At 39.9% G+C, this 24,151-nt stretch carries 20 protein-coding genes and 1 pseudogene; 6 read left to right on the plus strand and 15 right to left on the minus strand.

Features of this window, described 5'->3' with window-relative positions:
• Positions 1–129 precede the first annotated feature (129 nt).
• A complete protein-coding gene (locus ACN6MT_RS00965; protein ID WP_419954443.1) occupies positions 130–1,260 on the plus strand; it encodes a GntR family transcriptional regulator in 1,131 nt (376 codons plus the stop codon).
• Between the two features lie 177 nt (positions 1,261–1,437).
• Here the strand turns inward: ACN6MT_RS00965 and ACN6MT_RS00970 are convergent, their stop codons facing one another.
• The 5 genes from ACN6MT_RS00970 to ACN6MT_RS00990 form a co-directional block, all read right to left on the minus strand.
• Positions 1,438–2,613: an amidohydrolase gene (locus ACN6MT_RS00970; RefSeq protein WP_419954444.1), complete on the minus strand. Its 1,176-nt coding sequence runs from the start codon at positions 2,611–2,613 to the stop codon at positions 1,438–1,440.
• Between the two features lie 2 nt (positions 2,614–2,615).
• Positions 2,616–3,857 (minus strand): Zn-dependent hydrolase, encoded by a 1,242-nt coding sequence (locus tag ACN6MT_RS00975; RefSeq protein WP_419956359.1) that lies wholly within the window; start codon positions 3,855–3,857, stop codon positions 2,616–2,618.
• Positions 3,858–3,885: 28 nt separating this feature from the next.
• The gene (locus tag ACN6MT_RS00980; RefSeq protein WP_419954445.1) at positions 3,886–5,091 is read right to left on the minus strand and encodes a hypothetical protein; all 1,206 of its coding nucleotides are present in this window, start codon (positions 5,089–5,091) and stop codon (positions 3,886–3,888) included.
• A gap of 245 nt (positions 5,092–5,336) precedes the next feature.
• Positions 5,337–5,960: a histidine phosphatase family protein gene (locus tag ACN6MT_RS00985; protein WP_419954446.1), complete on the minus strand. Its 624-nt coding sequence runs from the start codon at positions 5,958–5,960 to the stop codon at positions 5,337–5,339.
• Positions 5,961–6,096: 136 nt separating this feature from the next.
• Positions 6,097–7,263, minus strand: a complete 1,167-nt coding sequence (locus tag ACN6MT_RS00990) for a TraB/GumN family protein (protein ID WP_419954447.1) — start codon at positions 7,261–7,263, stop codon at positions 6,097–6,099.
• Between the two features lie 142 nt (positions 7,264–7,405).
• On the opposite strand from ACN6MT_RS00990, the gene ACN6MT_RS00995 reads away from it, so the two are divergent.
• Positions 7,406–8,317 (plus strand): AraC family transcriptional regulator, encoded by a 912-nt coding sequence (locus ACN6MT_RS00995; protein ID WP_419954448.1) that lies wholly within the window; start codon positions 7,406–7,408, stop codon positions 8,315–8,317.
• A 691-nt stretch (positions 8,318–9,008) separates the two neighbouring features.
• On the opposite strand, the gene ACN6MT_RS01000 is transcribed toward ACN6MT_RS00995, so the two are convergent.
• Positions 9,009–10,247 carry an MFS transporter gene (locus ACN6MT_RS01000; RefSeq protein ID WP_419954449.1) on the minus strand — a complete coding sequence of 413 codons (1,239 nt, stop codon included), beginning with the start codon at positions 10,245–10,247 and terminating at the stop codon, positions 9,009–9,011.
• Positions 10,248–10,390: 143 nt separating this feature from the next.
• Here ACN6MT_RS01000 and ACN6MT_RS01005 point away from each other — a divergent pair, with 143 nt between their 5' ends.
• Positions 10,391–11,104, plus strand: coding sequence for an MBL fold metallo-hydrolase (locus ACN6MT_RS01005; RefSeq protein WP_419954450.1), 714 nt, complete (start codon positions 10,391–10,393; stop codon positions 11,102–11,104).
• Between the two features lie 44 nt (positions 11,105–11,148).
• On the opposite strand, the gene ACN6MT_RS01010 is transcribed toward ACN6MT_RS01005, so the two are convergent.
• From ACN6MT_RS01010 to ACN6MT_RS01040, 7 genes are all read right to left on the minus strand, one after another.
• The gene (locus ACN6MT_RS01010) at positions 11,149–11,868 is read right to left on the minus strand and encodes a class II aldolase/adducin family protein (RefSeq protein WP_419954451.1); all 720 of its coding nucleotides are present in this window, start codon (positions 11,866–11,868) and stop codon (positions 11,149–11,151) included.
• Between the two features lie 554 nt (positions 11,869–12,422).
• A complete protein-coding gene (mtnA, locus tag ACN6MT_RS01015; protein ID WP_419954452.1) occupies positions 12,423–13,487 on the minus strand; it encodes an S-methyl-5-thioribose-1-phosphate isomerase in 1,065 nt (354 codons plus the stop codon).
• Between the two features lie 4 nt (positions 13,488–13,491).
• Positions 13,492–14,724: an S-methyl-5-thioribose kinase gene (gene mtnK / locus ACN6MT_RS01020; protein ID WP_419954453.1), complete on the minus strand. Its 1,233-nt coding sequence runs from the start codon at positions 14,722–14,724 to the stop codon at positions 13,492–13,494.
• Between the two features lie 15 nt (positions 14,725–14,739).
• Positions 14,740–15,744 carry an ABC transporter permease gene (locus ACN6MT_RS01025; RefSeq protein WP_235847153.1) on the minus strand — a complete coding sequence of 335 codons (1,005 nt, stop codon included), beginning with the start codon at positions 15,742–15,744 and terminating at the stop codon, positions 14,740–14,742.
• A gap of 1 nt (position 15,745) precedes the next feature.
• Entirely contained in the window at positions 15,746–17,248 is a 1,503-nt protein-coding gene (locus ACN6MT_RS01030; protein WP_419954454.1) for a sugar ABC transporter ATP-binding protein, read from the minus strand.
• 167 nt (positions 17,249–17,415) lie between these two features.
• Complete coding sequence (locus ACN6MT_RS01035; protein ID WP_419954455.1) at positions 17,416–18,408, minus strand: Gfo/Idh/MocA family protein; 993 nt, start codon at positions 18,406–18,408, stop codon at positions 17,416–17,418.
• Between the two features lie 21 nt (positions 18,409–18,429).
• Positions 18,430–19,872 carry a PstS family phosphate ABC transporter substrate-binding protein gene (locus tag ACN6MT_RS01040; RefSeq protein ID WP_419954456.1) on the minus strand — a complete coding sequence of 481 codons (1,443 nt, stop codon included), beginning with the start codon at positions 19,870–19,872 and terminating at the stop codon, positions 18,430–18,432.
• Between the two features lie 307 nt (positions 19,873–20,179).
• Between ACN6MT_RS01040 and ACN6MT_RS01045 the strand changes: the two genes are divergently transcribed.
• Entirely contained in the window at positions 20,180–21,187 is a 1,008-nt protein-coding gene (locus tag ACN6MT_RS01045; protein WP_419954457.1) for an N-acetyltransferase family protein, read from the plus strand.
• A gap of 36 nt (positions 21,188–21,223) precedes the next feature.
• On the opposite strand, the gene ACN6MT_RS01050 is transcribed toward ACN6MT_RS01045, so the two are convergent.
• Positions 21,224–21,358 carry a hypothetical protein gene (locus ACN6MT_RS01050; RefSeq protein ID WP_419954458.1) on the minus strand — a complete coding sequence of 45 codons (135 nt, stop codon included), beginning with the start codon at positions 21,356–21,358 and terminating at the stop codon, positions 21,224–21,226.
• A 229-nt stretch (positions 21,359–21,587) separates the two neighbouring features.
• On the opposite strand from ACN6MT_RS01050, the pseudogene ACN6MT_RS01055 reads away from it, so the two are divergent.
• Both ACN6MT_RS01055 and ACN6MT_RS01060 read left to right on the plus strand, forming a co-directional pair.
• Positions 21,588–21,758 (plus strand): annotated as a pseudogene (locus tag ACN6MT_RS01055) (SDR family oxidoreductase); the annotation flags it as partial.
• A 201-nt stretch (positions 21,759–21,959) separates the two neighbouring features.
• Positions 21,960–22,667: a DNA alkylation repair protein gene (locus ACN6MT_RS01060; protein ID WP_419954459.1), complete on the plus strand. Its 708-nt coding sequence runs from the start codon at positions 21,960–21,962 to the stop codon at positions 22,665–22,667.
• 67 nt (positions 22,668–22,734) lie between these two features.
• Here the strand turns inward: ACN6MT_RS01060 and brnQ are convergent, their stop codons facing one another.
• Entirely contained in the window at positions 22,735–24,063 is a 1,329-nt protein-coding gene (brnQ, locus tag ACN6MT_RS01065; RefSeq protein ID WP_419954460.1) for a branched-chain amino acid transport system II carrier protein, read from the minus strand.
• Positions 24,064–24,151 lie beyond the last annotated feature (88 nt).

A 24,151-nucleotide genomic window follows, 5' to 3' on the forward strand; every position in this document is an offset into this window, starting at 1 on the left:
TACGTACGTGTCCTTGGTGTATAATAGATATTGTGAGATAATCAAAGTGGTTCCTACTTTTTTATAGTCCAATATTTTATTGTTATTAATATACGCTTTATAACTGTTTATATCGAAAGTGGTGATACAGTGGCCCCAAAAACAAAGTACAATATGGTGAAAGAAAATATTATGGAATGGATCGCCAGCGGTAAGGTAAAGCCTGGTGAAAAAATATATTCAGAAAATGAACTTGTTAAAATGTTTGGTGTGAGCAGACATACGGTCCGCCAGGCAGTCGGAGATCTAGTGCATGAGGGATGGCTTTATAGGGAGCAAGGAGCCGGAACCTTTTGTTCATTTAAAAAGGAAGAAATTGAGCCAACTGTTCTGCCAGCTCAAACGAATGGTAAAAATATCGGAGTAATCACAACTTATATCTCCGACTATATTTTCCCTTCCATCATTAGAGGAATTGAATCCTACTTAACAACAAAAGGGTATTCATTAACACTTGCCTGTACGGATAACGACATTGAGAAAGAAAAACAGTGCCTGCAAACCATGTTAAGCAGGAATATCGATGGACTTATCGTCGAACCGTCAAAAAGTAGTATCTATAACCCTAATATTCATTACTATTTGGAACTTGAACAACACAATATTCCATACTTAATGATTAATCAGTACTATCCACAATTATCTCCTCCACATATCGTTGTAAATGATGAACATGGAGGCTATATTGCTACTGAACATTTAATTAAACTAGGTCATCGGAAGATTATCGGACTATTTAAATCTGATGATCTCCAAGGAGTTAACCGTATGCAGGGCTTCATCCGTGCGATCCGAGAACATGAGATTCCATTCTTCCCAGACATGGTGATCTCCTACACAACCGAGGACATGAACGATATAGTCAGGAATCATTTAAACAAATTTTATTTATCAGACGATAAGCCGACAGCGATTGTCTGTTACAATGACCAGTTAGCTTTAATGGTTGTAGATGTATTAAGAAATTTTCAAATCAGTGTACCAGATGATGTTTCAATTGTTGGTTATGATGACTCGTTCTTAGCTGAGGCTTTCGAAGTAAAGTTAACATCAGTCGCCCATCCAAAAATGAATATGGGGATCGAAGCAGCGAAACGAATTGTCGCAGCCGTGGAGGGAAAAGACAATAATCCTCAGTCCATTACTTATGAGCCTGAGTTAGTCATAAGAAATTCTACTGCTCCGTTAATTAGTGTAAATACGTTAGACATTAAAGAATAAGAGTTAATAGGAGACTTCGTTAAAGCCTTCCGCTTTAAGCAAACAAATGGATACCGCCAGCGGCAGTATCCATTTTTATTTGCACTAACTATTTTAAGCAGCAACTGTCCGCCTGAGGTGGACAGTGTCCACGAGTGGTGACAGGCACCCAAATTGGCACCGAATAATTATCACCTTTTATTCATTTAAGTATGCCCATGCATATTGGGCATAGAGTTCTGCGCCTGTGGAGAGGGCGTCTTCGTCGATGTTGAATTTGCCGTGGTGATGGGCCCATTCTGTGTCTTTTTCTGGGTTTCCACTGCCGACTAGAGCGAAGCTTCCTGGTGCTTGAGCGAGATATTCACTGAAGTCTTCGCCGCCCATGGTAGGTTTTTCGTTATAAACCACATCTTCCCCAAATGCTTCTGCAGCAACTTTTTGTACTAAGTTTGCACTATATTCATCGTTAATGACCGCTTTGGTTCCACGAATATATTCCACCTTTGCCGTTGCACCGTAAATCGCCGCTACCTGATCCGCATAGTGCTGAAGCTGTGTTTCAATATGGTCTCTCGTTTCAGGGTGGAAACAGCGTACCGTTCCTTCGATTACAGCATTTTCTGCGATTACATTAAACCTCGTACCGACGACCATTTTTCCAATCGTAAGAACGGCAGGATGCTGGGCGTCAATGGTTCTGGAAACTACAGTTTGAACATTCATGACAAAGGACGAAGCAACGATCGCAGCATCAATACATGCATGCGGCATGGCTCCATGTCCGCCTCTCCCCTTGAAGGTAACTTTAAATAAATCAGCTGAAGCAAAAGATGGTCCTGGTGTACAGGATACTTTATGAGTAGGCATCTGTGACCAGATATGGATACCAAATACGTTATCCACACCCTCCATGGCTCCTTGTGCCACCAAAGCCTTCGCTCCTTCTGCTACTTCTTCAGCCGGCTGGAACAATAAGCGTACATTACCAGGTAATTCCTCTTTTATATCATTTAGAGCTTTAGCCGCAATTAACAGCATTGATGTATGGGCATCGTGGCCGCATGCATGCATTTTTCCATCTTCCTTTGATGCATACGGTAAATCTTTGTTAAGCTCCTCTACCTGTAAAGCGTCCATGTCGCCTCTTAAAGCAACAGTTTTACCGGGCTTACCCCCTTGAATTTCTGCAACAACACCAGTAGGCATCGTTTTACGATAGGAAATTCCTAATTGGTCAAGGTACTCACAGACAAATTGAGTGGTCTTAAATTCTTCCCAAGATACTTCTGGTTCCTGATGAAGCTTTCGACGTAATTCCGTTAGTTCTTCGCTGTATGATTTAATCGCTTCTTTAATTTTTGCATGGATCATTTTTATTCCGCCTCCGTCAACTTTTTGGCTGCTTCATATAAAACCTGAACAGCATTTGCAATATCCCTTGAGTCGGACCATTCTTCCGGACAATGACTTAATCCATTTTTACTCGGAATAAACAGCATACCTACATTTGTAAAATCAGAAAAGACCATGGCGTCATGACCTGCACCGCTGTTAATCGAACATTTAGGGATACCTAACTCACTCGTCTTTCGCTTCAGTAGCGTGACAATATCCTTGTTCATCTCTTTTGGCTGTATATATAAAAGCTGCTCAACGCTTACTTCAATACCTTGCTTACTATAAAAACCCGCTATGTCTTTCACTTTTTGAATCACATTCAAAACATTTTCTTCCTTGCCTGAACGGATGTCCACCGTAAATACTGTCCTATCAGGAATGACATTCGCGCCATTCGGGAATACATTTAACCGTCCAGTAGTAACGACTGTACCTTCCCCTTCTGCTGCCGCAAGTTCTGGGAATTGAGCAATCATCTTCGCTGCAGTGACTAACGCGTCTGCTCTACGATCCATCGGGGTTGTACCTGCATGTCCCGCCTGCCCCTTGACCGTTACTTCTAATTGAGTCAGACCCACAATCGCTTCCACCACTCCAATGGGGATACCTTTTTCTTCAAGGATTGGTCCTTGTTCAATATGCAGTTCAAGGTATGCCTTCATGGTTTTAGGATCTCTTTTTTTCGGAAGTGAAGGATCAAGTCCAATTTTCTTCATGGCATCCACAGCATAAATTCCATCTTTATCTTTTAAACTATTAAAACCTTCCTCATCTAATAACCCAACCATTCCACGTGACCCCATCAGTCCACCGCCAAATCTTGACCCTTCTTCTTCAACTAGAGCAATCACTTCTAAAGGATATTTTGGTGTTAACTTGTTCTCAGCAAAGAGTGCTGCGACTTCAAGTCCTGCCACAACTCCGGCAGGACCATCATAAGAACCGCCATTTGGAACGGAGTCAAAATGGGAACCAACAAGAACACTCGGTGCATCCTTCAAAGTTCCTTCAAGCTTACCAAAAATATTACCAAATCCATCTTCCCGAACAGTTAAACCATACTCTTCCATTTTCTTCTTTATATATCGGCGTGCCTGCAAATCCTCAGGACTATATGTAAGCCGAGTAGTACCTTTACCCGGTGTAGCGGTAAAGGTACTCAATGTATCAATATGACTTTCAACCCTAGCCTGAACATGTTCTAAATTTGTTTGCAGATTTGTTTCCATTTACTCCAATCCCTTCTTACAAGAATCCTACAAAGATACCTGCTAGTATGACCGACACCATAGTAACAGTTATAAATCCTCCGACAAGCATAGGTGGCAGCATATGCCCGGTCAACATTTCTCTTTCTTTTTCATCTTCTGTTAAGGATTTTATAACCTCGTTTGTAATAATGTAATCAGCTGGAAATCCGTATAAAGCTGTCAGCGATACAGCAAAAGCCATTTCTTTACTCACTTTTAAAATCTTTCCGGCAATGAATGAGAAGATATACATCCCAATTACCCCTAATACAATGGTACCCACAAGCGGATAGAGAATTTCAAGCATCATGCTTGGTGTCGCTTGTTTTAATCCGTCAAAAATAAACAGCATAAGTGCCATAAGGGCAAATCCGAAACCATTCGCTTTTTGTAAAACCTGCTTTTCTAGGAATCCCGCACTAGTGGCAATTACCCCGAACAATAAGCAAAGAACAAATGGGCTAATTGATACTACCGGTGCTACTAGAGTGGAAGTTAGATAAGCTAGGTATGCAACCAATGAAAGTCTCAAAAACTTAAAGAAGTCTGTATTATATTTCTCTGGCATATTCTTAAATAGCTTCAACTCAGGCTTTGCAACCGCAGTAGCAGCAGCCACTTCAGCTGCAGCCTTTCCTTGTGCCTCTATCGCAAGTTTTCCATTGCGGTATTGCTGCAGAAGTCTCTTCCCTTCTTTTTTCAAAACGACGGAAGTAATCGGATACCCTGCAAAGCCCTGCATAACATAAATCACGATGGCAAAAACAGATAGCGAGGCAAGCCCGGCTTCCTTAGCTCCTTCTGACATAATCAAGGCGGATACAACTCCACCTACTAAAGGAGGAATGGCAACAACCACTGTCTGGTAACCAAAAAGCAATGTTCCAATTCCAAATAAAATAGCGATAATTCCTAAAATTCCTGATAGCGCAATGACAATCGTTTTCCATTGATTCTTCAATTCTTGAAGGGAAAGTAAAGTTCCCATATTAGTAATTAATAAGTACATCATCATGGTTGCAACAACTGGCGGTACTCCTGCCAATGCAACGATATCTTGCGGGAAGAATGTCCAATATCCAAAAAGGAACAAAACAGCACAAACGAATATAGAAGGCACCCACGCCTTTGTTCGTACTGCAACTAAATCTCCGATAAATAAAATGGCTAAAAGAATGACTAAAGCTAACATCTGTGACATATATGCCCCTACCTTCTTGGTTGTATTTACCAATCCTTCGTAATACGAAAGAAAAAAGTTATTATTAGAATAATAATATAATTATACTTTTCAGTCAATTAAAATAATTTGAAATATTATTGCAAACGTTTTCAAACTATTTTTCACCAAATAACTGATGGATTTTCTATATTAGAAAAAAATATAATTATTCTCAGAAAACAAATAACACCCCCAATCGAATGATTGAAGGTGTATTGTTGGAGTCAGTTAACGACTGGCACAAAAATTTTCTCGTATTGATAATCTCCATCTACTTCCTTAATTTTAATAACGGAGGCATTTTCTACCGGTCTGAAATTCTTCAAATCTTGTATTGGCCAATTCATCAGGAATGTTAAAAGCATATGGATAAAGGCCCCATGGGTGACAACCACAATATTTTCATAACGTCGCTGCTTTCTCACACGTTCTACTACCGTATGCATAAACATCGTCGCACGCAAATAAACATCCGCAAGTGATTCTCCATTCTGAAAGCGAAAGTAAAATTGACCAGCTGCTTTGAACTCTTTCTTTTTTTCAGAGGGACGATCAGCAAAATCATAAAGATTCCCCAGCTCCCACTCTCTTATTAACGGATTCTCGAAAAACGGAACACCTTCTGGTAAAAGCGAATGAATCGCCTTAGCGGTTTGCATTGTTCTTAAATAAGGGGAACTGTACAGAACAGTCCTTGGATTAACAATTGTTTTAAAAAATTCAGCTGTTACCTGGGCTTGCTTTTGCCCTAGTTCCGTTAAACTATGCTGTGAATCATGGGTATGTGCCATGACTGTTTTATCCACATTATGCTCAGCTTCACCGTGGCGGATGAGATAAATGTTCAACCATTTCCAACCCCTTCTACTTGTCTATTACCTCTATTCTACTTCAGCCAACTGCACCATTACCTAGTAAACGTTCGACAACATTTTACAACAAAAAAACCACAGTTCTAAGAACTGTGGTAGACATCAAACACTTTTATAAGTTATTAAGGAACGTACGTATTACGTCTGCTCCTCCAATTAAGGTTCCAAATGAACCACCAATGTTGGTAAGGATAATGACCAGCAAGACCCTCGTAAATTTATTACGCCAAAAGCCTTTAATCGAAAAAACATCTTCTGATAATGTTTCAAAGTCTGCGACACTCGGGCGTTTGATATATGCTTGTACAATCCCGGAGACCCAGCCTGCCGCCAACAATGGGTGTAAGGTGGTAATTGGTGCGGCCAAAAAGGCTGATAAAATTGCCAGTGGGTGCGCTAAGGCAGCAGCAGCACCAATGGCAGCTGTGATTCCGGTCCAAAGTATCCAGCTAATCGCTTGATCCATACCAGCGGCAGGATTAAGAAAAAAGGTAAACGCAATCAGAGCCACAATGAGCACCGGGATCGCCCAGCCGATAATTTGCGGTGTTTTCGATTTTGGTTTTGTTTTTGTTAAAGCCTGCAAGTCCTGGTCATTATGAATTTCTTTCGTTATCCCTGGAACGTGCGCTGCTCCTAAAACGGCTACTACCTTCTTACCAGGTGCTTCTTTAATCTTCTGTGCTAAGTATTGATCTCGTTCATCAATTAATGGCTTCTTTAATCGTGGAAATGCTTCTGAAATTTCAGCAAGAGACGCATTCAATGTATCTTGTGTTTTCATTTTCTCCAGTTCTTCTTCAGAAATGGACTCTTTATTGAAAATACTATAGAAAATAGAAGTTAACAGCTGCCCTTTGCCCCAAAAGCTAACATTGCTCCAAATTCGCGAAAAAGTAATTTGGATATTTCGGTCGGCTAAAACAAGTTCAGCTCCTATTTCTTTTGCTGATTCAATACCTTGGATCATTTCTTGTCCAGGTTTTGTATCAAACTGCTTAGCTAATCGGTTTTGAAACGAAGATATAGCAAGATTCATTAGAAGAAGTGTTGCCTTCTTTTCTTTAATGACCTTAAAAATATCCATTTCTCTCCATTTGCTGCCTTCCATAATCGACTTGTAGCGTTGGTCATCCAATTCGATACATACAGAATCTGGACGTTCACGATCAATAACCTCTTTCACCTGCTCTACACTTTGCTTGGAAACATGAGCGGTACCAATTAATATAATTTCTTTGCCATCCAAATCAATTCGGGTTATATTTTCTTCCGTCATAATCTACTTCCTTCATAAAAGTATACTTTTACATTTTGTCCTATCCTTATAATGAAGGACAGCCAGCAGAATTTCAACAGAAAGAATAACGACACACACATGCAAAAATAAATTATAATTTACTAGATATGGTAAATACGAGGTGATCCTTATTCAACAGTTACACATGCTGCAGCAGGTAATCGATTATATTGAAGAACATATTAAGGACCAAATAGATTCAGAGAAATTAGCTGCCATGGCAGGTTATTCCCCCTACCATTTTTATCGGATTTTTCACAAGCATACAGGTTATACCTTAATGGACTATGTCGTAAAAAGGAAACTTCAGTATGCCTTACACGAACTCGTCAATGGAAAGAAAGTTATTGAAATTGCTATGGATTATGGATTTGATACCCATGCTGGTTTTACAAAAGCCTTTAAAAAATGCTTTGGGAGTCCTCCCAGCTTATATAAAATTCATTGCCCCAAATCATTACCGCAAAAATTAGATTTGATTGCTATTCATCAAAAGAATACAGGCGGGATTGTGATGCAGCCGATGATTGTAAATCGGGAATCCTTCACAGTTGCGGGTAAAACATTCAAGGTTAATGTGGAGAATGTATCTTATACAAGAGATGCCCCTGCCATTTGGGATCAAGAGGGGTTGGCAGACGGATCCATTGAAAGATTGCTGTATCAATCACTTGCCCCTAAAAAGCATGGGGAGTACTGTATTAACTTAAGTTCTACGGCAGCAGAAGATACGTTTACCTATTTATTTGCTGTAGAATTAGACGCAGATACTTCGCTTCCGGGCGGGCTGACAACCTTGCAGCTGCCAGCAGCTACTTATGCCGTGTTCAGAACCCCTTCGGTGGAAGTGGAGAAGTTTGCTTCAGCCATCAAAGGAACATGGAAGTATATCTTGGAGGACTGGTTCCCTCAGTCCTCTTATGAAGTGGATGATACCGCATATGACTTTGAGTACTATGATGAACATTGTCATCACTGGGATTTCGAAAAAGTCTATATGGAGATTCATATACCCATAAAAGATAGATGTTAGTCCATCCTTTAGATTGTCGAGTAAGGGGATTATTCTCGGCATTTTTTTGAGTCTGACCTAGCTATATTTCATAAAATATTTTACAAGATAATTGGGTATCCTGATTACAAGATTTGTCCTAAACCTAGGTGCTTGAGGAATATCTATCTACAAGGATTTGTTTTCAATCCGGGGGATTGGGGACTACTCTTCCTGTCTATCCACAGGGATTTGTCCTCAACCCGGGGGATTGGAGACTAATCTTACTCCTATCCACAGGGATTTGTCCTCAAACTAGTGGATTGGGGACAAATCTTACCTTCTATCCACAAGGCTTTGTCCTCAATCCAGGCGCTTGAGGACTAATCTTACTTCTATCCACAGGGATTTGTCCTCAATCCGGGGGATTGGGGACGAATCTTACTTCCTATCCACAGGATTAGTCCTCAATCCGGGTTCTTGAGGACTAATCTTACTTTTATCCACAAGGATTTGTCCTCAATCGGGATTCTTAAGGACTAATCTTACTTCCTATCCACAGGGATTGTCCTCAATCTAGGGGATTGGGGACTAACCTTACCTTCTATCCACAAGGCTTTATCCTCAATCCGGGCGCTTTAAGCCATACCCAAATTAGAAAAACACTAGCATTATCAAGGTTATAAAAAAATAATGGCTGTCGAGACTTTCCTCGACAGCCTTGGGTGACATCTCACCCTCTCATACTCGTTTTTCTCATAATATTTTTATATAAAAATAGGACAGGTATTAAGATAATGGCACTAACCATGACAGCAATTTTAATTGTAAAGTTTGAAGCAATCACGCCAATCACAGGACCACCGCCAATTTGACCAATTGCATCTACTTGGCCTTTGACTGAAAAAAAGGTAGCACGTGTAGAAGAATCCGGGATGATTTTATTCAGCCAAACACTTTCTAATGGGTACATAATGCTTCTTGAAATTTGGATGATGATATAGAGAACCAACAAACCAACAGCGGCTGTAGTAAAAGCAAAACCTATTAATGCACCAATGATTAGAACGCTCCCTATAAAGAGGGCAACGTAAATATGCTTAAGCTGCTGGTGGATAGAGCTATTATCAATAAAATGAAGTGCTGCAAATGTTAAGAGAACAACAATAAATTGAACCCCTCCCATCAATAAAACTAACTGACTGTCTGATAGATGGGACAGACCCGACTGCTCAATAAAGTGGGGAAGCCACAAGCGGTCAAAGCCCTCGCTATATAAGCCAAAAAATAATGCAATTAGAAATAGGACTCTCATCAGATAATTAACTCTAGAAAAATAAAGAATTTGACTCATATTTTCCTTAATATTCTTCCAAACCGATACACTCTCCACTTTTTCAGCAGGTTTAAAATTTTCTTCCTTCATAAAGAAAACTAAAAGGATGGATAGCACGACCAGCCCAATACCGCCTAAAACGATCGGCAGGTTAAGCAGATAATACCCTGCCAGCATACTTAATGGTATGGCAAGAACTTTCCCAAGATTACCTGCCTTGGCCCCTTTGACAAATGCTGAAGAAGCGCGTTCTTCCCCTATCTCATCGGCAATCCAGGCTTGATGAGAACCACTTGTAAAGGTATAGCCAATCCCCCAGATGATTTGAGATAGAATGACTGCGGCAAAAACCGGAAACATTCCCTCTATCATAAACCCGATTCCAATTAAGAAAAAGCCAATAACGACAGATAGTTTTCTGCTTTTTAGATCGGAGAGAATTCCAGTAGGGATTTCAAATAGAAAAACAGTCGCCTCCAACACCGTCCCCACTAAAACCAACTGCAATGGATTAAGCTGAACGGTTTCTACGTGATACAACAAGTTGACGGTAAATACAAACGTAAAAAACAATTGCGAAAAGAAACAGGTGTAAATATAAACCTGATACGGATCTTTTTTCTTTAATAAACTCATCTTCTTTCCCCCTCACCTAAATCATAAAACAGGAGCCAGCTCATTTCTTTTCCTAAATTGCGATTCTCTCCTTGAATTTGTTCAACAATTCCAAATTTTATATACTTACTATGTAAAGATTTTATTATCAAGGGGGTAAGTTATTGGAATATCTATTTGAAAACGTAAAAGAAAATATATATGTATTAGCCATTTGGGATTCTAAATGGAATTCTTATAATAACTGTTATTTTATTGTACAAGAAGATGGAATCACCCTGATTGATTCTTGCAAAGAGGAGCATTCTTCTTATTTAGTTCAAGCTCTAAAACTATTGGGTAAAACACCAGAAGACGTTACTCTAGTACTAGCCACACATGGTCATGAAGATCATGTACAAGGTACAGTTCTTTTTAAAAATGCTAAGAAATATATACATCAACAAGAACGCAGCCTTATCGTGTACCCAGAACCTGATGAGTTCCATTTCGAGTTAACAGACCGTGGACTCATTCAGGAGTTTGACTACTTTTGGGTTGGCCACCATACTCCTGGCTCGCTAGCTTTCTACCATAAGCCCTCAAGAGTTCTTTTTACAGGTGATTTTCTCTGCTTTTTTGGCGACCCGCTTTCAAAGGATGGGTTAGTCTCAGTAGGAAACGATCTTAGACATGAATGGCTGGAGTTTTTACGCAAAGGAGGTGTTGCGAAAGTCCAGCTGAATGACTTTCTTCAAGGACTAAAGGCTATGAATACATTTAAAGTGGATGTTATGTGTTCTGGGCACGGCGGAGTTCTGGTTGGGGAGATTGAATCTTTTATCTCTGAATTGCTGCATGCAGGTAAGCAATTACAGGAAATTCATGTAGATAAGTAAGTGAAAGCAGCATAAGACATATCGTTTTATGCTGCTTCTTTTTCTTATTTATTCTCTTCTTCAGCTTTCCTATCCTCTTCACTTATCGGTACGCCGCCAGCTTTTATCCCCATCGATTCTCGTATCTTTATCAAGTCAGCAATTTGCGCGTTATTTAATTCATTTGCCTTTTTTAAAATATAGGAGGAGTGCATAAGGATGTTGGCATAATGTTCAAGAGATTCCATTCGGAAGTAAGCTTCCATCAGGTCTCTTCCCCATGTAAGTGCCCCATGGTTGGCCAAAAGGACAGCATTGTGCGTGTTGCAATATGGAGCAATGGAATCCGGCACTTCTTGTGTTCCAGGTAAGGCGTAAGGCGCTACTGGTACATTACCTAACAACACAATCGCCTCTGGTAAAACTGGTTTATCAAGGGGAATTCCAGCTATTGCAAATGATGTAGCAATCGGAGGATGCGCATGAACGACTGCATTGACTTCTGGGTTTTCATTGTAAACTCTTAGGTGCATTTTGACTTCGGATGAAGGTTTTAAATCTCCGGCAAGGACTTTACCTGAAAGGTCCATTTTCACCATCATGTCAGGAGTCATATAGCCTTTGCTTACTCCAGTTGGTGTTGTCCAAATTTCATTAGGACCCACTTTTACGGAGATATTTCCGTCATTTGCTGCTACATAATTTCGATTATATACCCGTCTTCCGATTTCACAGATCATTTCTTTTGCTTGATGATCAGAATAGTATTTTTTGTTATCCTGCATAAGTTAAGGCTCCTTTTTTGCAACCAGATCTACTTATTTTTTATCCATACCAATAATCTTATTTTATGGATGTTCTGTCAATTTGTTGTTTAACTTTAGGTTATAGGCGTTATGAAGGACTAATCTTAAGATTCCTTATGGAGATTTGTCCTTCATAGCCATGATGAAAGACAAATCAGAAAATTCCTCATGGGGATTAGTCCTTCATAGGCAGGATGAAGGACTAATCATAAGATTTCTCATGGAGTTTTGTCCTTCATAGCCATGATGAAAGACAAATCAGAAGATTCCTCATGGAGATTTGTCCTTCATAGCCATGATGAAAGACAAATCAGAAGATTCCTCATGGAGATTTGTCCTTCATAGCCAGGATGAAGGACTAATCAGAAAATTCCTCATGGAGATTTGTCCTTCATAGGCGTTATGAAAGACGAATCTTTAGATTGCCCATCGAGATTCGTCTTTCATAAGGAATACCGCGCCATCAGGCTATATCCATACCTACATGAACAAAAGAAAAAGCTGAGTCCAAATAAGACTCAGCTGTTCCAGCACTATTTTTTAAACATTTTCGGAAGGCTTTCGGTATATGGCGCATAAGCAATCCCATTTTCCGTAACAATCCCAGTGATTAGCGAATGGTCAGTTACATCAAAGGCTGGATTATAGGTTTGAACCCCATCCGGTGCAATCGGTTTCTCATACCATTTACTTGTAATTTCCTCAGAAGGGCGCAATTCGATGTGAATATCGTCTCCTGTTTGACACTCTAAATCAATCGTAGATAACGGTGCACAAACATAAAATGGAATATTGTAGTGTTTTGCAAGTATCGCAACACCAGATGTGCCAATTTTATTTGCCGCATCACCATTTACAGCTACACGGTCACAGCCAACAAGAACAGCCTGAATTTTGCCTTCCTTCATAACGATCGACGCCATGTTATCACAAATTAACGTCACATCTACTCCAGCTTGCTGCAGCTCCCATGCTGTTAAGCGAGCTCCTTGGAGTAATGGTCTCGTTTCATCTGCGTAGACTTTGAAGTTATAGCCTCTTTCCTGCCCTAAATACATTGGAGCTAATGCTGTACCATATTTGGCTGTTGCGATGGTTCCAGCATTACAATGCGTGAGTAATCCCCAGCCAGGCTCCAACAAGGACAATGCATGCTCTCCAATCGCTTCACAGATTTTTTCATCCTCTGCACGAATGTTTTCAGATTCCTCTTTCAGTGCCGCCTTCACTTCTGCCACACTTTTCCCTGCTTCCTGCTTAAACCGATCTTCCATCCGATTTAATGCCCAGAACAGGTTAACAGCTGTTGGCCGTGAAGTAGCTAAGTAATCCTTCACCTTCGTAAAATCTGAAAAAAGAGCTTCATAGGTTTCTGCTGTCGACTTCATCGCTCCTAAATAGGCTCCATATGCAGCAGCAATTCCGATAGCAGGTGCCCCACGGACCTTTAACTGATAAATCGCATCCCATATATCTTCCATTTCCTTTAATTCTAGGAAGTTCGTTTCGTTTGGTAAAACGGTTTGATCTAATAATACTAATGTATCATTCTCATCATCTAGTCTTACCGATTGTATGACGGTAACTGGATTTTGCATTGATTTAAGCCCCTTTCACAGATGTAAGTTCAGCAGTTTGAATCACATTGATAAAATCTGCCCCAGTTTTAATCGTTTCGCAATTTAATATGAATGTCTTTCCAGCGGTTAAACAAATTTTCTCTGCCCGGATCCTAGCTTCACTATCCTCAATGGAAGTGATATCCTTCACCTTCGCAAGCCCGATAATTCTCCGTAGTAGTTCGAGTCCCGCCACAGCTGCAGTATCTCTTAAAATACTATCCAAATAATATTCCTTAAATCCTTCATAGCTTGCTGCCCGGTCTTTTGCATTTTCGTCCCAAGCTTTGTTGAATTTAACTGTAAATAAATTTACAACATCCTTAATCGTAGTGACAAGATGATTTAAATAATCATCTCTTGTTTCCTCGTCTTCAATCGTAAACTTCCCGTTTGCATAAGCAAAAATAAGATTGGCAACTACATTCCCAATATCATAGCCGGCAGGTCCATAAAACGCGAATTCAGGGTCAATGACCTTGGTAGAATCTTCTTTTATAAAAATAGATCCAGTATGGAGATCACCATGAAGCAGCGATTGAGCATTTGTCATAAACTCAAATTTTAATTTCGCACTTTCCAATACTAATTTTTTATCATTCCAGATGTTCTCTATTACAAAATCCTTTGACCCTTCAAACACTTCATTACGAGGGCAGTCATAAAAAGGTTCAGTGTAAACCAAATCTTCTGTTATTTCACAAAGCTCAGGGTTAATGAATTGCTTTACGAGTTCTTTCTTTTCCTTATGTTCCACCACCACATCCGATGTAAGTAATAAGGTATTAACTAGAAAAGTAGAAATATGGTCAGCAAAAAGCGGGAACCTCTTATGCTTTAATAAAGCTGTTCTCATAATCTCATGATCGGATAAATCATCCATTACCGTGCAGTTCATAATTGGATCATATTTGTATACCTTTGGTACAAAACCTGGTGCTAGTTTGTATTGGAGTCCAAGTATTTCATATTCAATCCGGTTCCGATCTGGTGAAAGTTTGAATTCATCCGAGATTCGTGCCACTGGGCCCGCTTGTTTAATAATGATAGATTGATTGTTTTTACCATCTACTATTTTAAAAACATAGTTTAAGTTACCATCACCAATTTCTTTACAAGTCAATTCCGCTTCTTCTGGAAAAAGATTGATTGCTTTCGCATATTCAATCGCGTCAGCTTCTGTCATCGTGAAATATTCAACAGTAAAATCCTTCATTATGAACCCCTCCAATTATTTCTTTTTATAGTAAGTTAACGCAAGTGCGAGAGCTAGAACCGTTCCCTTAACAATGTCCATGGCATAATAAGGAACAGACATCATCACGAGACCATTTTGAAGAATTCCAATTAACACTGCTCCAACGAAGGTACCAAAGGCATTTGGTTTGCCGGCACCTAATACGGATGACCCAATAAACGCAGCAGCTACTGCGTCCATTAAATAAGGTGCACCGGAATTAATTTCCGCTGTCATAACCCGTGAAGCTAGGACAATTCCACCTATGGCCGCAAATGTCGCCGACATAAGATAGGCAGCTATTTTATATTTATTAACAGGAATCCCAGATAATCTGGCTGCTTCTTTGTTTCCGCCAATCACGTACATATAACGTCCATGTTTCGTATAATTCAGAAAAATATGCACAAGCAGAACCGCCGCAATCATGATGATAATAATCCAAGGGACTTGCCCTATTTTTGAAAAGACTTCCGGAATTGTACCTGTAGAGAATGATCCATCTGGCATAATCATATTTTGGGAAACCGTAGCCCCTTTTGTATAAGTTAAAGCAATCCCTTGTATGATAAACATTGTTGCCAAAGTCATTAGCATATCAGGAATTCTAACTTTCACAATCATAAAGGAGTTAAACGCACCTACAACAAGTGCAGCCCCAATCGCTGCTAATAGTGCCACGAAGATGTTTTGCGAAAACCATACAAACATGGAAATGACGACTGCATTGGTTAATGAAACGGTTGAACCAACGGATAAATCAAAGCCGTCAACCGATAAGGATATGGTAATCCCGATTGCAATGATCGTAACGATCGATATGGACCTAAGAATATTAACAATGTTCCCGCCATCCAAAAAGGCAGGACTCGTAATCGAAAAAATGACAATTAGCGCTAAGATTGTTATTATCGTACCGTATTTGTATAAAAAATCAAATAATTCAAATCCCTTTTTTGAGGGCTTTTTTTGCTGAACTTCTGGGTTCGCAGTGCTCACTCTATTTACCCCCTGTTGAATAAAATAATAATTCTTCTTCATTTGTTGATTTGGTATCCAGCTCTTTAGCCACTTGTCCATCATAAACCACATATACACGGTCAGTAATTCCTAAAATTTCCGAGAACTCACAAGATGCATAAATGATGGATTTTCCCCGTTTCGCTAACTGTGATATGAGCTCAAAAATATCTTTCTTTGCACCAACATCTACACCCTTTGTTGGTTCGTCAAAAATATAGACCTCTGCGTCGGCAATCAGCCATTTACCAATCGCTACTTTTTGTTGATTACCGCCTGATAGATTTTGCAACCTAGTTTCTTGTGAAGGAGTTTTGATTCCTAGACTGCCAATCATCTGACCTGCAACTTCCTTTTCTCTTTTGAAGTCAAGGAAGCTCAAAACTTTTGAAAACTTTCCTAAGCTTGCAGCAGTAAGATTGGCAGCGACGCTCTCCTGAACCAAAATACCTTCCTTTCTTCTCTCCTCTGGTACAAGTGCTAAACCTTGCTTTACTGCTTGGCTTGGGTCCTTTATTTTCACGCTTTTTCCTTTGACTTTTACTTCACCTGCGGTAACTTTTGCTGCACCAAATAATGCTTTACAAAGCTCCGATTTTCCTGCACCTACCAATCCAGCAATTCCAACAATTTCCCCTGCATTCACATGCATAGTAAAATCCTTAATCATCCCTGTATCATAAAGTCCGTTTACCTCTAAGATATGATCTCCGATTTCTCCATGGTATTTTGGGAATTGTTCTTCTAGTTTTTCCCCGAGCATATACTCTACTACTCTATTTTGGGACGTTTCAGCAATCTTCTCTTTACAAACGAATTCACCATTTTTCATTACCGTGATATCGTCGCAAACCTCAAATAACTCTGGAAGACGATGTGAAATAAAAATAATTCCGACATTTCTGCTTTTTAAATCTCTGACAATCCTGAACAGTTCCTTGGTTTCTGAGTGACTTAACGGTGCTGTCGGCTCATCCAAAATGAGAAATTTACATTGCTTAACCAATGATCGTGCGATAATGACCATTTGCTTTTCTGCTAACGTTAGTTCACTTACTAATGTCTTTGATGAAATCTTTACATGAATGCTTTCTAATATGTCCGTTGCCTTTTCGTGTATATGCTTCCAGCTAACGAATTGTTTTTTTCCCATATCATTTACGGTTTCATTTAGCATGATGTTTTCGCCAACCGACAAATACGGGATTAATGCTGTGTCGACTTCTTGATAAACAATCTGAATACCAAGCTCTTGCGCCTCCTTGGGCGAGCGAATCGTAACCTTTTTTCCATCCAAATATATTTCACCAGTATAATGATGATATGCACCTGAGAGAACCTTCATTAACGTTGATTTACCAGCCCCATTCGCACCGATAAGAGCATGAGTACTACCTGTCTCTGTCGAAAAGGATACGTCATTTAACGCTTTTACACCCGGAAATTCAATCGAAATATTTTTCATTTCTAATAATGTTGTCATGCTCAGTCCCCCCCTTTCGTTAAATCTTTTGAAAATTCAGCCTCTCCCTATCATACTATTTCTCGCTAAAGTGGTAAAACACTATGTTTATATTGGAAATTAATACTAGAAACAAAACAAAATCAGCATATTCCCTGGAACTGCTAAGGGATTCTGCTGATTTTTTATTATACTAATTTAATAATTTTTCCTGAATGTATAGATTCATAACATGCCTCAATGACACGCATATTTTGGATGGCATTTTCCCCTGTATAAGAAGGTACACCATCCTCTAAAATCACCTGTGAGATATGCTCAACTTCTTCTCGGTAGATATCGGCAACGATTCTTTCTTCCCTTGTTCCAGTTTCGGTTTGAACGATAATAAGTCCTTCTCCCTCATGATTATCTGGACGAAAAGCTCTCGGAACTTTTATTTGGCCGGCAGTTCCAATCACCTCATACTCTGCCCTAAATGCCATATCAAAGCTGCAATCAAAATGAGAATGAACACCATTTTCCATCTGCATATAGCCGAAAGCGGATGTATCTACTCGGTAATCTGGATCCATATTGGCATGAACGTGGACTTCTACCGGCTCAGCACCTGTGATATTCCGAATGGCATGAATGGCGTAACAGCCAACATCATAAAGACTTCCTCCACCCTTTTCCGGATCCGTTTTGATATTTCCTTCCCATTGGGCAAGTGAAAAGGAAAAGCTGGCCCGCATGAATTTCACTTCACCAATCTCTCCGCTTTTGATGATTTCTCTCACCCGTTCATGCTGGGGATGAAATTGGTACATAAAAGCTTCCATAAATTTAACTTTTTTCTCCCGGCAGTACTCCACCATTTCTTTTGTTTCGTCAGCCGTTAAGGAAGCTGGTTTTTCACATAAAACGTGCTTTCCGTGATTGGCCGCTTCAAGCGTCCACTTTTTATGTAGATGGTTTGGCAGCGGGATATAGACTGCATCTATCTCTGGATCTTGAAGCATATCTTCATAACTGGTGTATGACTTTGCGATATTAAATTGCGCAGCTGTTTCTTCCGCTTTACCACTGCCTGAGGCAATTCCTGCAACCACAGCATTTTGCGCTCGTTCAAACGCCGGGATTAATGATTTTTGCGCTATTTTTGCCGTACTTAAAATTCCCCATCTTACCTTTTTCATCGTTTATTCCACCCTCAACCTTCAGTTTTTAATATAACCAATTTTCTCGATGATCTCTTGACCTTGCGCACCTTGCATCCACTCCAAAAAGGGTTCAATGCCAGGCTTGGTGTTATTCTTTAATGTTATCGCATAAAGGTTTGCAGTGAAAGGATATTTTCCGCTTGCGATATTCTCAGGTGTTGGCTCGACTCCATCTATTGCAAGTAGTTTAATATTTGCATGGTCTCTCATGCCCGTAGCAAAAAAGCGGAAAGAGAATCCGATTGAATTATCGTAATTCCGGTAATCAGCAACCTGTTCGATAATCCCTCCCATTCCTTCTGGAACATCTTCCTTCAAAGGTTCCATGATTAGCGTATCACCCATAATCTTTTCGAGCAGCGTTTGACTTCCAGAATTTTCAGGTCTTTGAAAAGCAATAATCCGCTCGTTCTTTCCACCAAGTTCTAACCAACTTTTTATTTTTCCGGAATAAATGCTTTGGATCTCGGAGACATCTAAACTATCAACTTTATTTTTCGGATTGACAAAAAAGACAAATGCCTCCTTGCCAATGGGCGTCATGACTAATTCCTTCCCTTGCCTTTTAGCCATTTCCTGCTGCTCTTTTGATGGTTCTGCACCAAAGTATATGTCCACCACACCAGACAATAGTCTCTCATAGGCATAAATGGTATTTGTGAAGGAGACAATCTCTGATACGTTAGCGACATTACTGATGTTTTCGTAGACATTGTTAGCAAATGCGGAATAGACAGGAAATGCTGCTTCTGCACCATCTAATACAGGCATATCGCTAGGCTTTTTAATCTTAAAAGTAGATGGAGATTCTAGTTTAGGCAGGATATTTCCTGGATTTGTCACTTCATAAGGAGTTAAATCGGTAGAAGAATAGCCTCTGCCATACTCAAAACCATAGGACGGCAAAACTGTTTTACTCCTTTGCCACTGAACAGCCGACCCCGTACCCATCGCCACGACGAAAACTGTTAATAGAGTCAATGCTTGCTTCTTATTAAAAGCGGGGCGAGCCCTCTTTACCAAAAATGATGTGAAAATAGAAAATACAAATGCTAGTTCATAGGCTAAAGGGGCCCATAGAAATAATCTTCCCTCGCCCATTAGTATTGTCATAAAAAAAATTGGTGCCATAGCTATATGAAAAATACCATAAACTAACCATGAATCTGCTCCATAAAACCCACTGTTAATGAGCATGAAAATGCCCCAGAGTACTGCAGTATAAGCTAGCGGAAACAAGAATAGAAGGCTCCGCCCTTTTTTATCATCTGTTTTGTGCAGTGTTCTACTTGCGATACCGCCAGCAGTAAGTCCACCGATGACCAGTGGTAGAATAGTAGTCAACAAGAAGTTATTTGCTTGAATAAAAATGGTGATAAATGAAAGAACGAGTGGAACTACACCAAAATACAAAATCAGTGGAAGTATATTTTTTTTCATGGAATGCCCCCTCCTAAAAATCTCTTGTATGTATTTAGTGTAATTTTACACTTTGTTCTATTATTTTACAACACTTCCGTTAAATGGAACCCGCGTAGTCAGATTGAACAGGGGCAGAGGGGGTTCCCTTGCGCTTGTCCGAATGAGGACGTACAAAAAAGGGTTCCATTCAACTCTTCGAATGGGTAAAATAAATATTTTATTTTTATCAGAGGGACTGCCATATCCAGCTTTTGTAAAAAGGGAGGATTTATTTAAGAGAGATAGAATACTAAATTTCTAATCCTAAATTTGGAGGAAGAGCTGAGTGGTATCTAATAATCATATATCTACAAAAATTAAGCTTCGTGATCTTCAGTTACCGGAAGACTATAAACATATAGCCCAACTGTTTAACTCCATTCAACCTGGTTCTGCAACCGTTGAAGCTCTTGAGGAAGAGGATCGCCATATTCCTCAAACATCTACACTCACATTAAACGAGAATGGCCTGCTATCAGGTTTTGGGAGAATAAGAGTGTTAGCAGAAAACACAGCTGGTCAGGTCATAGGCTTTGGTTCCTCATGGAGGGCTCCATGGAGTAATCCAGGTGAACTTGCGAGTACTTTTTGCGTTCATCCAGACTATCAAAGACAAGGCGTCGGAGGATTGATTCTTTCTCATCTCGAAGATTGGGCTGCCAGTCATAAAGCTTCCGTCTTCCTTTCTGAAGTAAAGGATTGGATTCCAGGCTCCCTTCCCTTTGCACAAAAGCATGGTTTTTTACTGGATGCTCATATTTTTGAGTTAAGGTTAGACGTGAATACACTAGACGTATCCAAACTTTCAGACACTGTACATAAATTACAAAACTCCGGTATTACCTTTATTACCTTAGCTGATATAGCGGGTGAGGTGTCAGTACAGAAATTGTATGACTTATATGTAGAAACATCAAAAGACAACCCAGGGCAATCCGGAAACCTTCCTGCCTTTCCAGAGTGGCGGAAGGATGCACTCCCAGAAAATTATTCGAAAGAAAAATGGGTATTTATTGCTCTCGACGGTGATCGATTTATTGGCGTTTCCACTCTATTTAGTACGGAAGAAACGGGAGTTATGTATACGGATTATACTGGGGTGAGCCAACACTATCGCGGACGTGGAATTGCCAAAGTGCTTAAACTTCTGTCCATTCAAGAAGCCATAAGTGAAGGAGCTCATACGATGACAACGGAAACGGAAGCGGGAAATGAGGCCACGCAAAAGCTTAATAGAGGTTTAGGCTATGTACCTGGTAAAGGTCATTACCGTATTTGCAAACCATTATTATAGGAGGATATTTATCGCAAAAAAAAACGATTCTCAACATTATTTTTGAGAGTCGTCTCTAAACAAACTTACCATGTACTCTAAATCATTTTTAGTCCATTGTTTTTGAGCAAATGCTGCTACAGCGATGTATTTTCCATAAGTATCCATGAAACTTCCGATTGCTTTTTTCATATTATTACCACCTTTGAAAGATTTATATCTTCATTATCGTACATAAGGGTCATCTAAAACAAAGCGTTAGAAAACGGAAACATTTGCCATAAAAGCGATAACAAATTATATGTAAGCGTGTTTCATGCAGCTTTTTCTTATCTTTTCACTGTTTTTCATTATTAGGCATTCTGGATAATTTCTCCGTGCAGTTGACAGTAATTCAGGTAAGAAGAGCTATCTATTTTTCATTCCATTCAGCTTCTCTGCAGACCAAGTTCCGCTTGCAGGTAACCCGATGCAGCGTCAAGGCCAGCCCTTTGAACTCGCCCCAGCCTATGTTTATCTAGCATCAGATGATTCCCGATTTATGACCGGACAAACGATTCATGTTAACGGCGGACAAATTATGTCATCATAACGCCAAATGCATTAGTTCATGACTGTGGAATCACCATTTCATATAGTCTACGCTTTCGTGGTAGAGTGTTTGAGCTGCTATGCAGCTTTTTTTTATAACCTGGAGGATGGCTGAATCCATTTCGAGAATTTATGAAGTTGGAATTGCTATAACGAGGGATTACAATGTAATGAGTAGGATTTTTATAAAGGAAGTGAAAAAATGGATGTCACTACGGTTATGCAGGAACTAGAAGCGCTCGGTAAAGAACGAATTAAAAAAACGTACATAAGTAATGGTGCACATGATCCGCTTTTTGGTGTGGCTACAGGCGCAATGAAGCCGCTCGCGAAAAAGATTAAGAAAAATCAGCCTTTAGCTGAGGAGCTTTACGCCACTGGGAACTATGACGCCATGTATTTTGCCGGTATTATTGCGGACCCACATGCAATGACTGAGGAGGATTTTGAGCGTTGGATAGATCGGGCGTATTTTTATATGCTTTCAGACTATGTAGTTGCCGTAACGTTGTCTGAGGCCACTATTGCCCAAGCTGTTGCCGATAGATGGATCACAAGCGGTGAAGAACTTAAAATGTCTGCAGGCTGGAGCTGTTACTGCTGGCTTTTGGGTAATCGCCCTGACACTGAATTTAGCTCCAATAAACTAGCAGGTATGCTTGATCAGGTAGAAAAAACGATTCACGATTCTCCTGATCGAACGAAATCCGCTATGAATAATTTTATGTACACCGTTGGAATTTCCTATTTGCCGCTCCATGAAAAGGCGGTTGAAACCGCTAAGGCTGTTGGTCCAGTCGAAATCAAGCGGGACAAGAAAAAAAGCAGCATTCTGCTTGCGTCTGAGAACATTCAAAAGGAATTAGATAGAGGCAGGTTAGGTTTCAAACGCAAATATGTTAGGTGTTAGGAAATTCTAAAAACGAAAAAAAGGATAGATAGAGCATTGCTTATCATGCTCATCTATCCTTTTTGTCTTATTTGGATGAAGCTGCCCAATTAAACAGCTTTGCATATTGAAAAAACAACCCTAACAGACCGCCCACGATACTTGGGAAAAGCCATCCTAATCCATTTGTGTATAGCGGAATGAAGTTAAGAGCTGTCGTAATGGATGCTACTTCAATACCAGCAGTTGTTAAGCCATCATAGATACTAATAATACCTGCTCCAATGATCGCCCCTATATAAACAGCCCTCGACACCGGTATATAGGAATGTAATAAAGATAATAAAATCAGAACAATCGCAATCGGATAAATACTAATGAGGAGTGGGATGGAAAAAGCAATTAATTGACTTAATCCTAAATTCGCCATTGTAAAACTAAATAAACAAAGAATGGTTACAACAACAGGATAGGAAAGTCTAGGAAATCGTTGACTTAGATACTCACCACATGCTGCAACCAGACCTACAGAAGTAGTTAAACAGGCTCCCGTAATAACCAGTGCAAGAATGATGGAACCGAATGGCCCAAATAAAAATGAAGTGACAGATGAGAGAATTTCTCCGCCATTTTCCTGCATTCCAATCCCCTCAACGCTGGTCGCACCAATAAATGATAAGGATATATAGACAAAAGATAACCCAATCCCTGCAATAATCCCAGACTTAATCGTATAAGAACGAATAACAGTTGCTGTTTTTATTCCCATTTCCTGCACGCGGTTAATGACAACAACGCCAAAAACTAGAGCAGCAATGGCGTCCATCGTTAAATACCCTTCGACAAAGCCGCCAAAAAACGCTCCGTCTCTGTATTTTCCTACCGCCTCACCCATGGAACCGATCGGAGAAGCAAATCCTCTGATTGAGATTACTACTATTAATAGCAACAGTACTGGAGTAAGAACCTTTCCTACACGATCTACTAACTTTGCAGGATTAAGTGCAAGCCAATACGTGATAAGGAAAAATACAAATGTTGAAACAAATAACCCCATGCTGCTCTCGTTTGGCAGGAATGGAGCAACACCGATCTCATACGTTACCGTTCCGGTACGCGGTATTCCAAATAATGGTCCAATCGTTAAATAAATAATAACCGGAAAGACCTTAGCGAATGTAGGATGTACTCGATTGGATAAGTCATTTAAATCCCCGCCTGATCTTGCGATGGTGAAGACAGCCAATAGCGGCAGGCCAACACCCGTAACTAAAAAACCAATAATAGCTGATAAAAGAGATTCGCCCGCTTGCTGACCTAGTAATGGCGGGAAAATGATATTTCCAGCACCTAAAAATAAGGCGAACATAAAAAAGCCCAAGGCTATGATTTCTTTTAATGGTAATTTCCTTTCCATGTGAAGCTCCAATCTATCGAATAATTTTATACAGTTGATGTTTTCAGAAAAATAAAGAGTTAATTGAGTTAGGGTGTATCATATTAAC

It is taken from the genome of Neobacillus niacini (assembly GCF_048572935.1).
GTDB classification, from domain to species: Bacteria; Bacillota; Bacilli; order Bacillales; family Cytobacillaceae; genus Neobacillus; species Neobacillus niacini.

Coding starts and splice junctions, on each gene's coding strand:
- ACN6MT_RS01010 (WP_419954451.1), bottom strand. CDS start 11,868: ATGCAGGATAACAAAAAATACTATTCTGATCATCAAGCAAAAGAAATG.
- ACN6MT_RS01030 (WP_419954454.1), bottom strand. CDS start 17,248: ATGACAACATTATTAGAAATGAAAAATATTTCGATTGAATTTCCGGGT.
- ACN6MT_RS01000 (WP_419954449.1), bottom strand. CDS start 10,247: ATGAGTTTATTAAAGAAAAAAGATCCGTATCAGGTTTATATTTACACC.
- brnQ (WP_419954460.1), bottom strand. CDS start 24,063: ATGGAAAGGAAATTACCATTAAAAGAAATCATAGCCTTGGGCTTTTTT.
- ACN6MT_RS01060 (WP_419954459.1), top strand. CDS start 21,960: ATGGATGTCACTACGGTTATGCAGGAACTAGAAGCGCTCGGTAAAGAA.
- mtnK (WP_419954453.1), bottom strand. CDS start 14,724: ATGAAGGATTTTACTGTTGAATATTTCACGATGACAGAAGCTGACGCG.
- ACN6MT_RS00970 (WP_419954444.1), bottom strand. CDS start 2,613: ATGATCCATGCAAAAATTAAAGAAGCGATTAAATCATACAGCGAAGAA.
- ACN6MT_RS01050 (WP_419954458.1), bottom strand. CDS start 21,358: ATGAAAAAAGCAATCGGAAGTTTCATGGATACTTATGGAAAATACATC.
- ACN6MT_RS01035 (WP_419954455.1), bottom strand. CDS start 18,408: ATGAAAAAGGTAAGATGGGGAATTTTAAGTACGGCAAAAATAGCGCAA.
- ACN6MT_RS00980 (WP_419954445.1), bottom strand. CDS start 5,091: ATGTCACAGATGTTAGCTTTAGTCATTCTTTTAGCCATTTTATTTATC.
- ACN6MT_RS00990 (WP_419954447.1), bottom strand. CDS start 7,263: ATGACGGAAGAAAATATAACCCGAATTGATTTGGATGGCAAAGAAATT.
- mtnA (WP_419954452.1), bottom strand. CDS start 13,487: ATGCAAAATCCAGTTACCGTCATACAATCGGTAAGACTAGATGATGAG.
- ACN6MT_RS01040 (WP_419954456.1), bottom strand. CDS start 19,872: ATGAAAAAAAATATACTTCCACTGATTTTGTATTTTGGTGTAGTTCCA.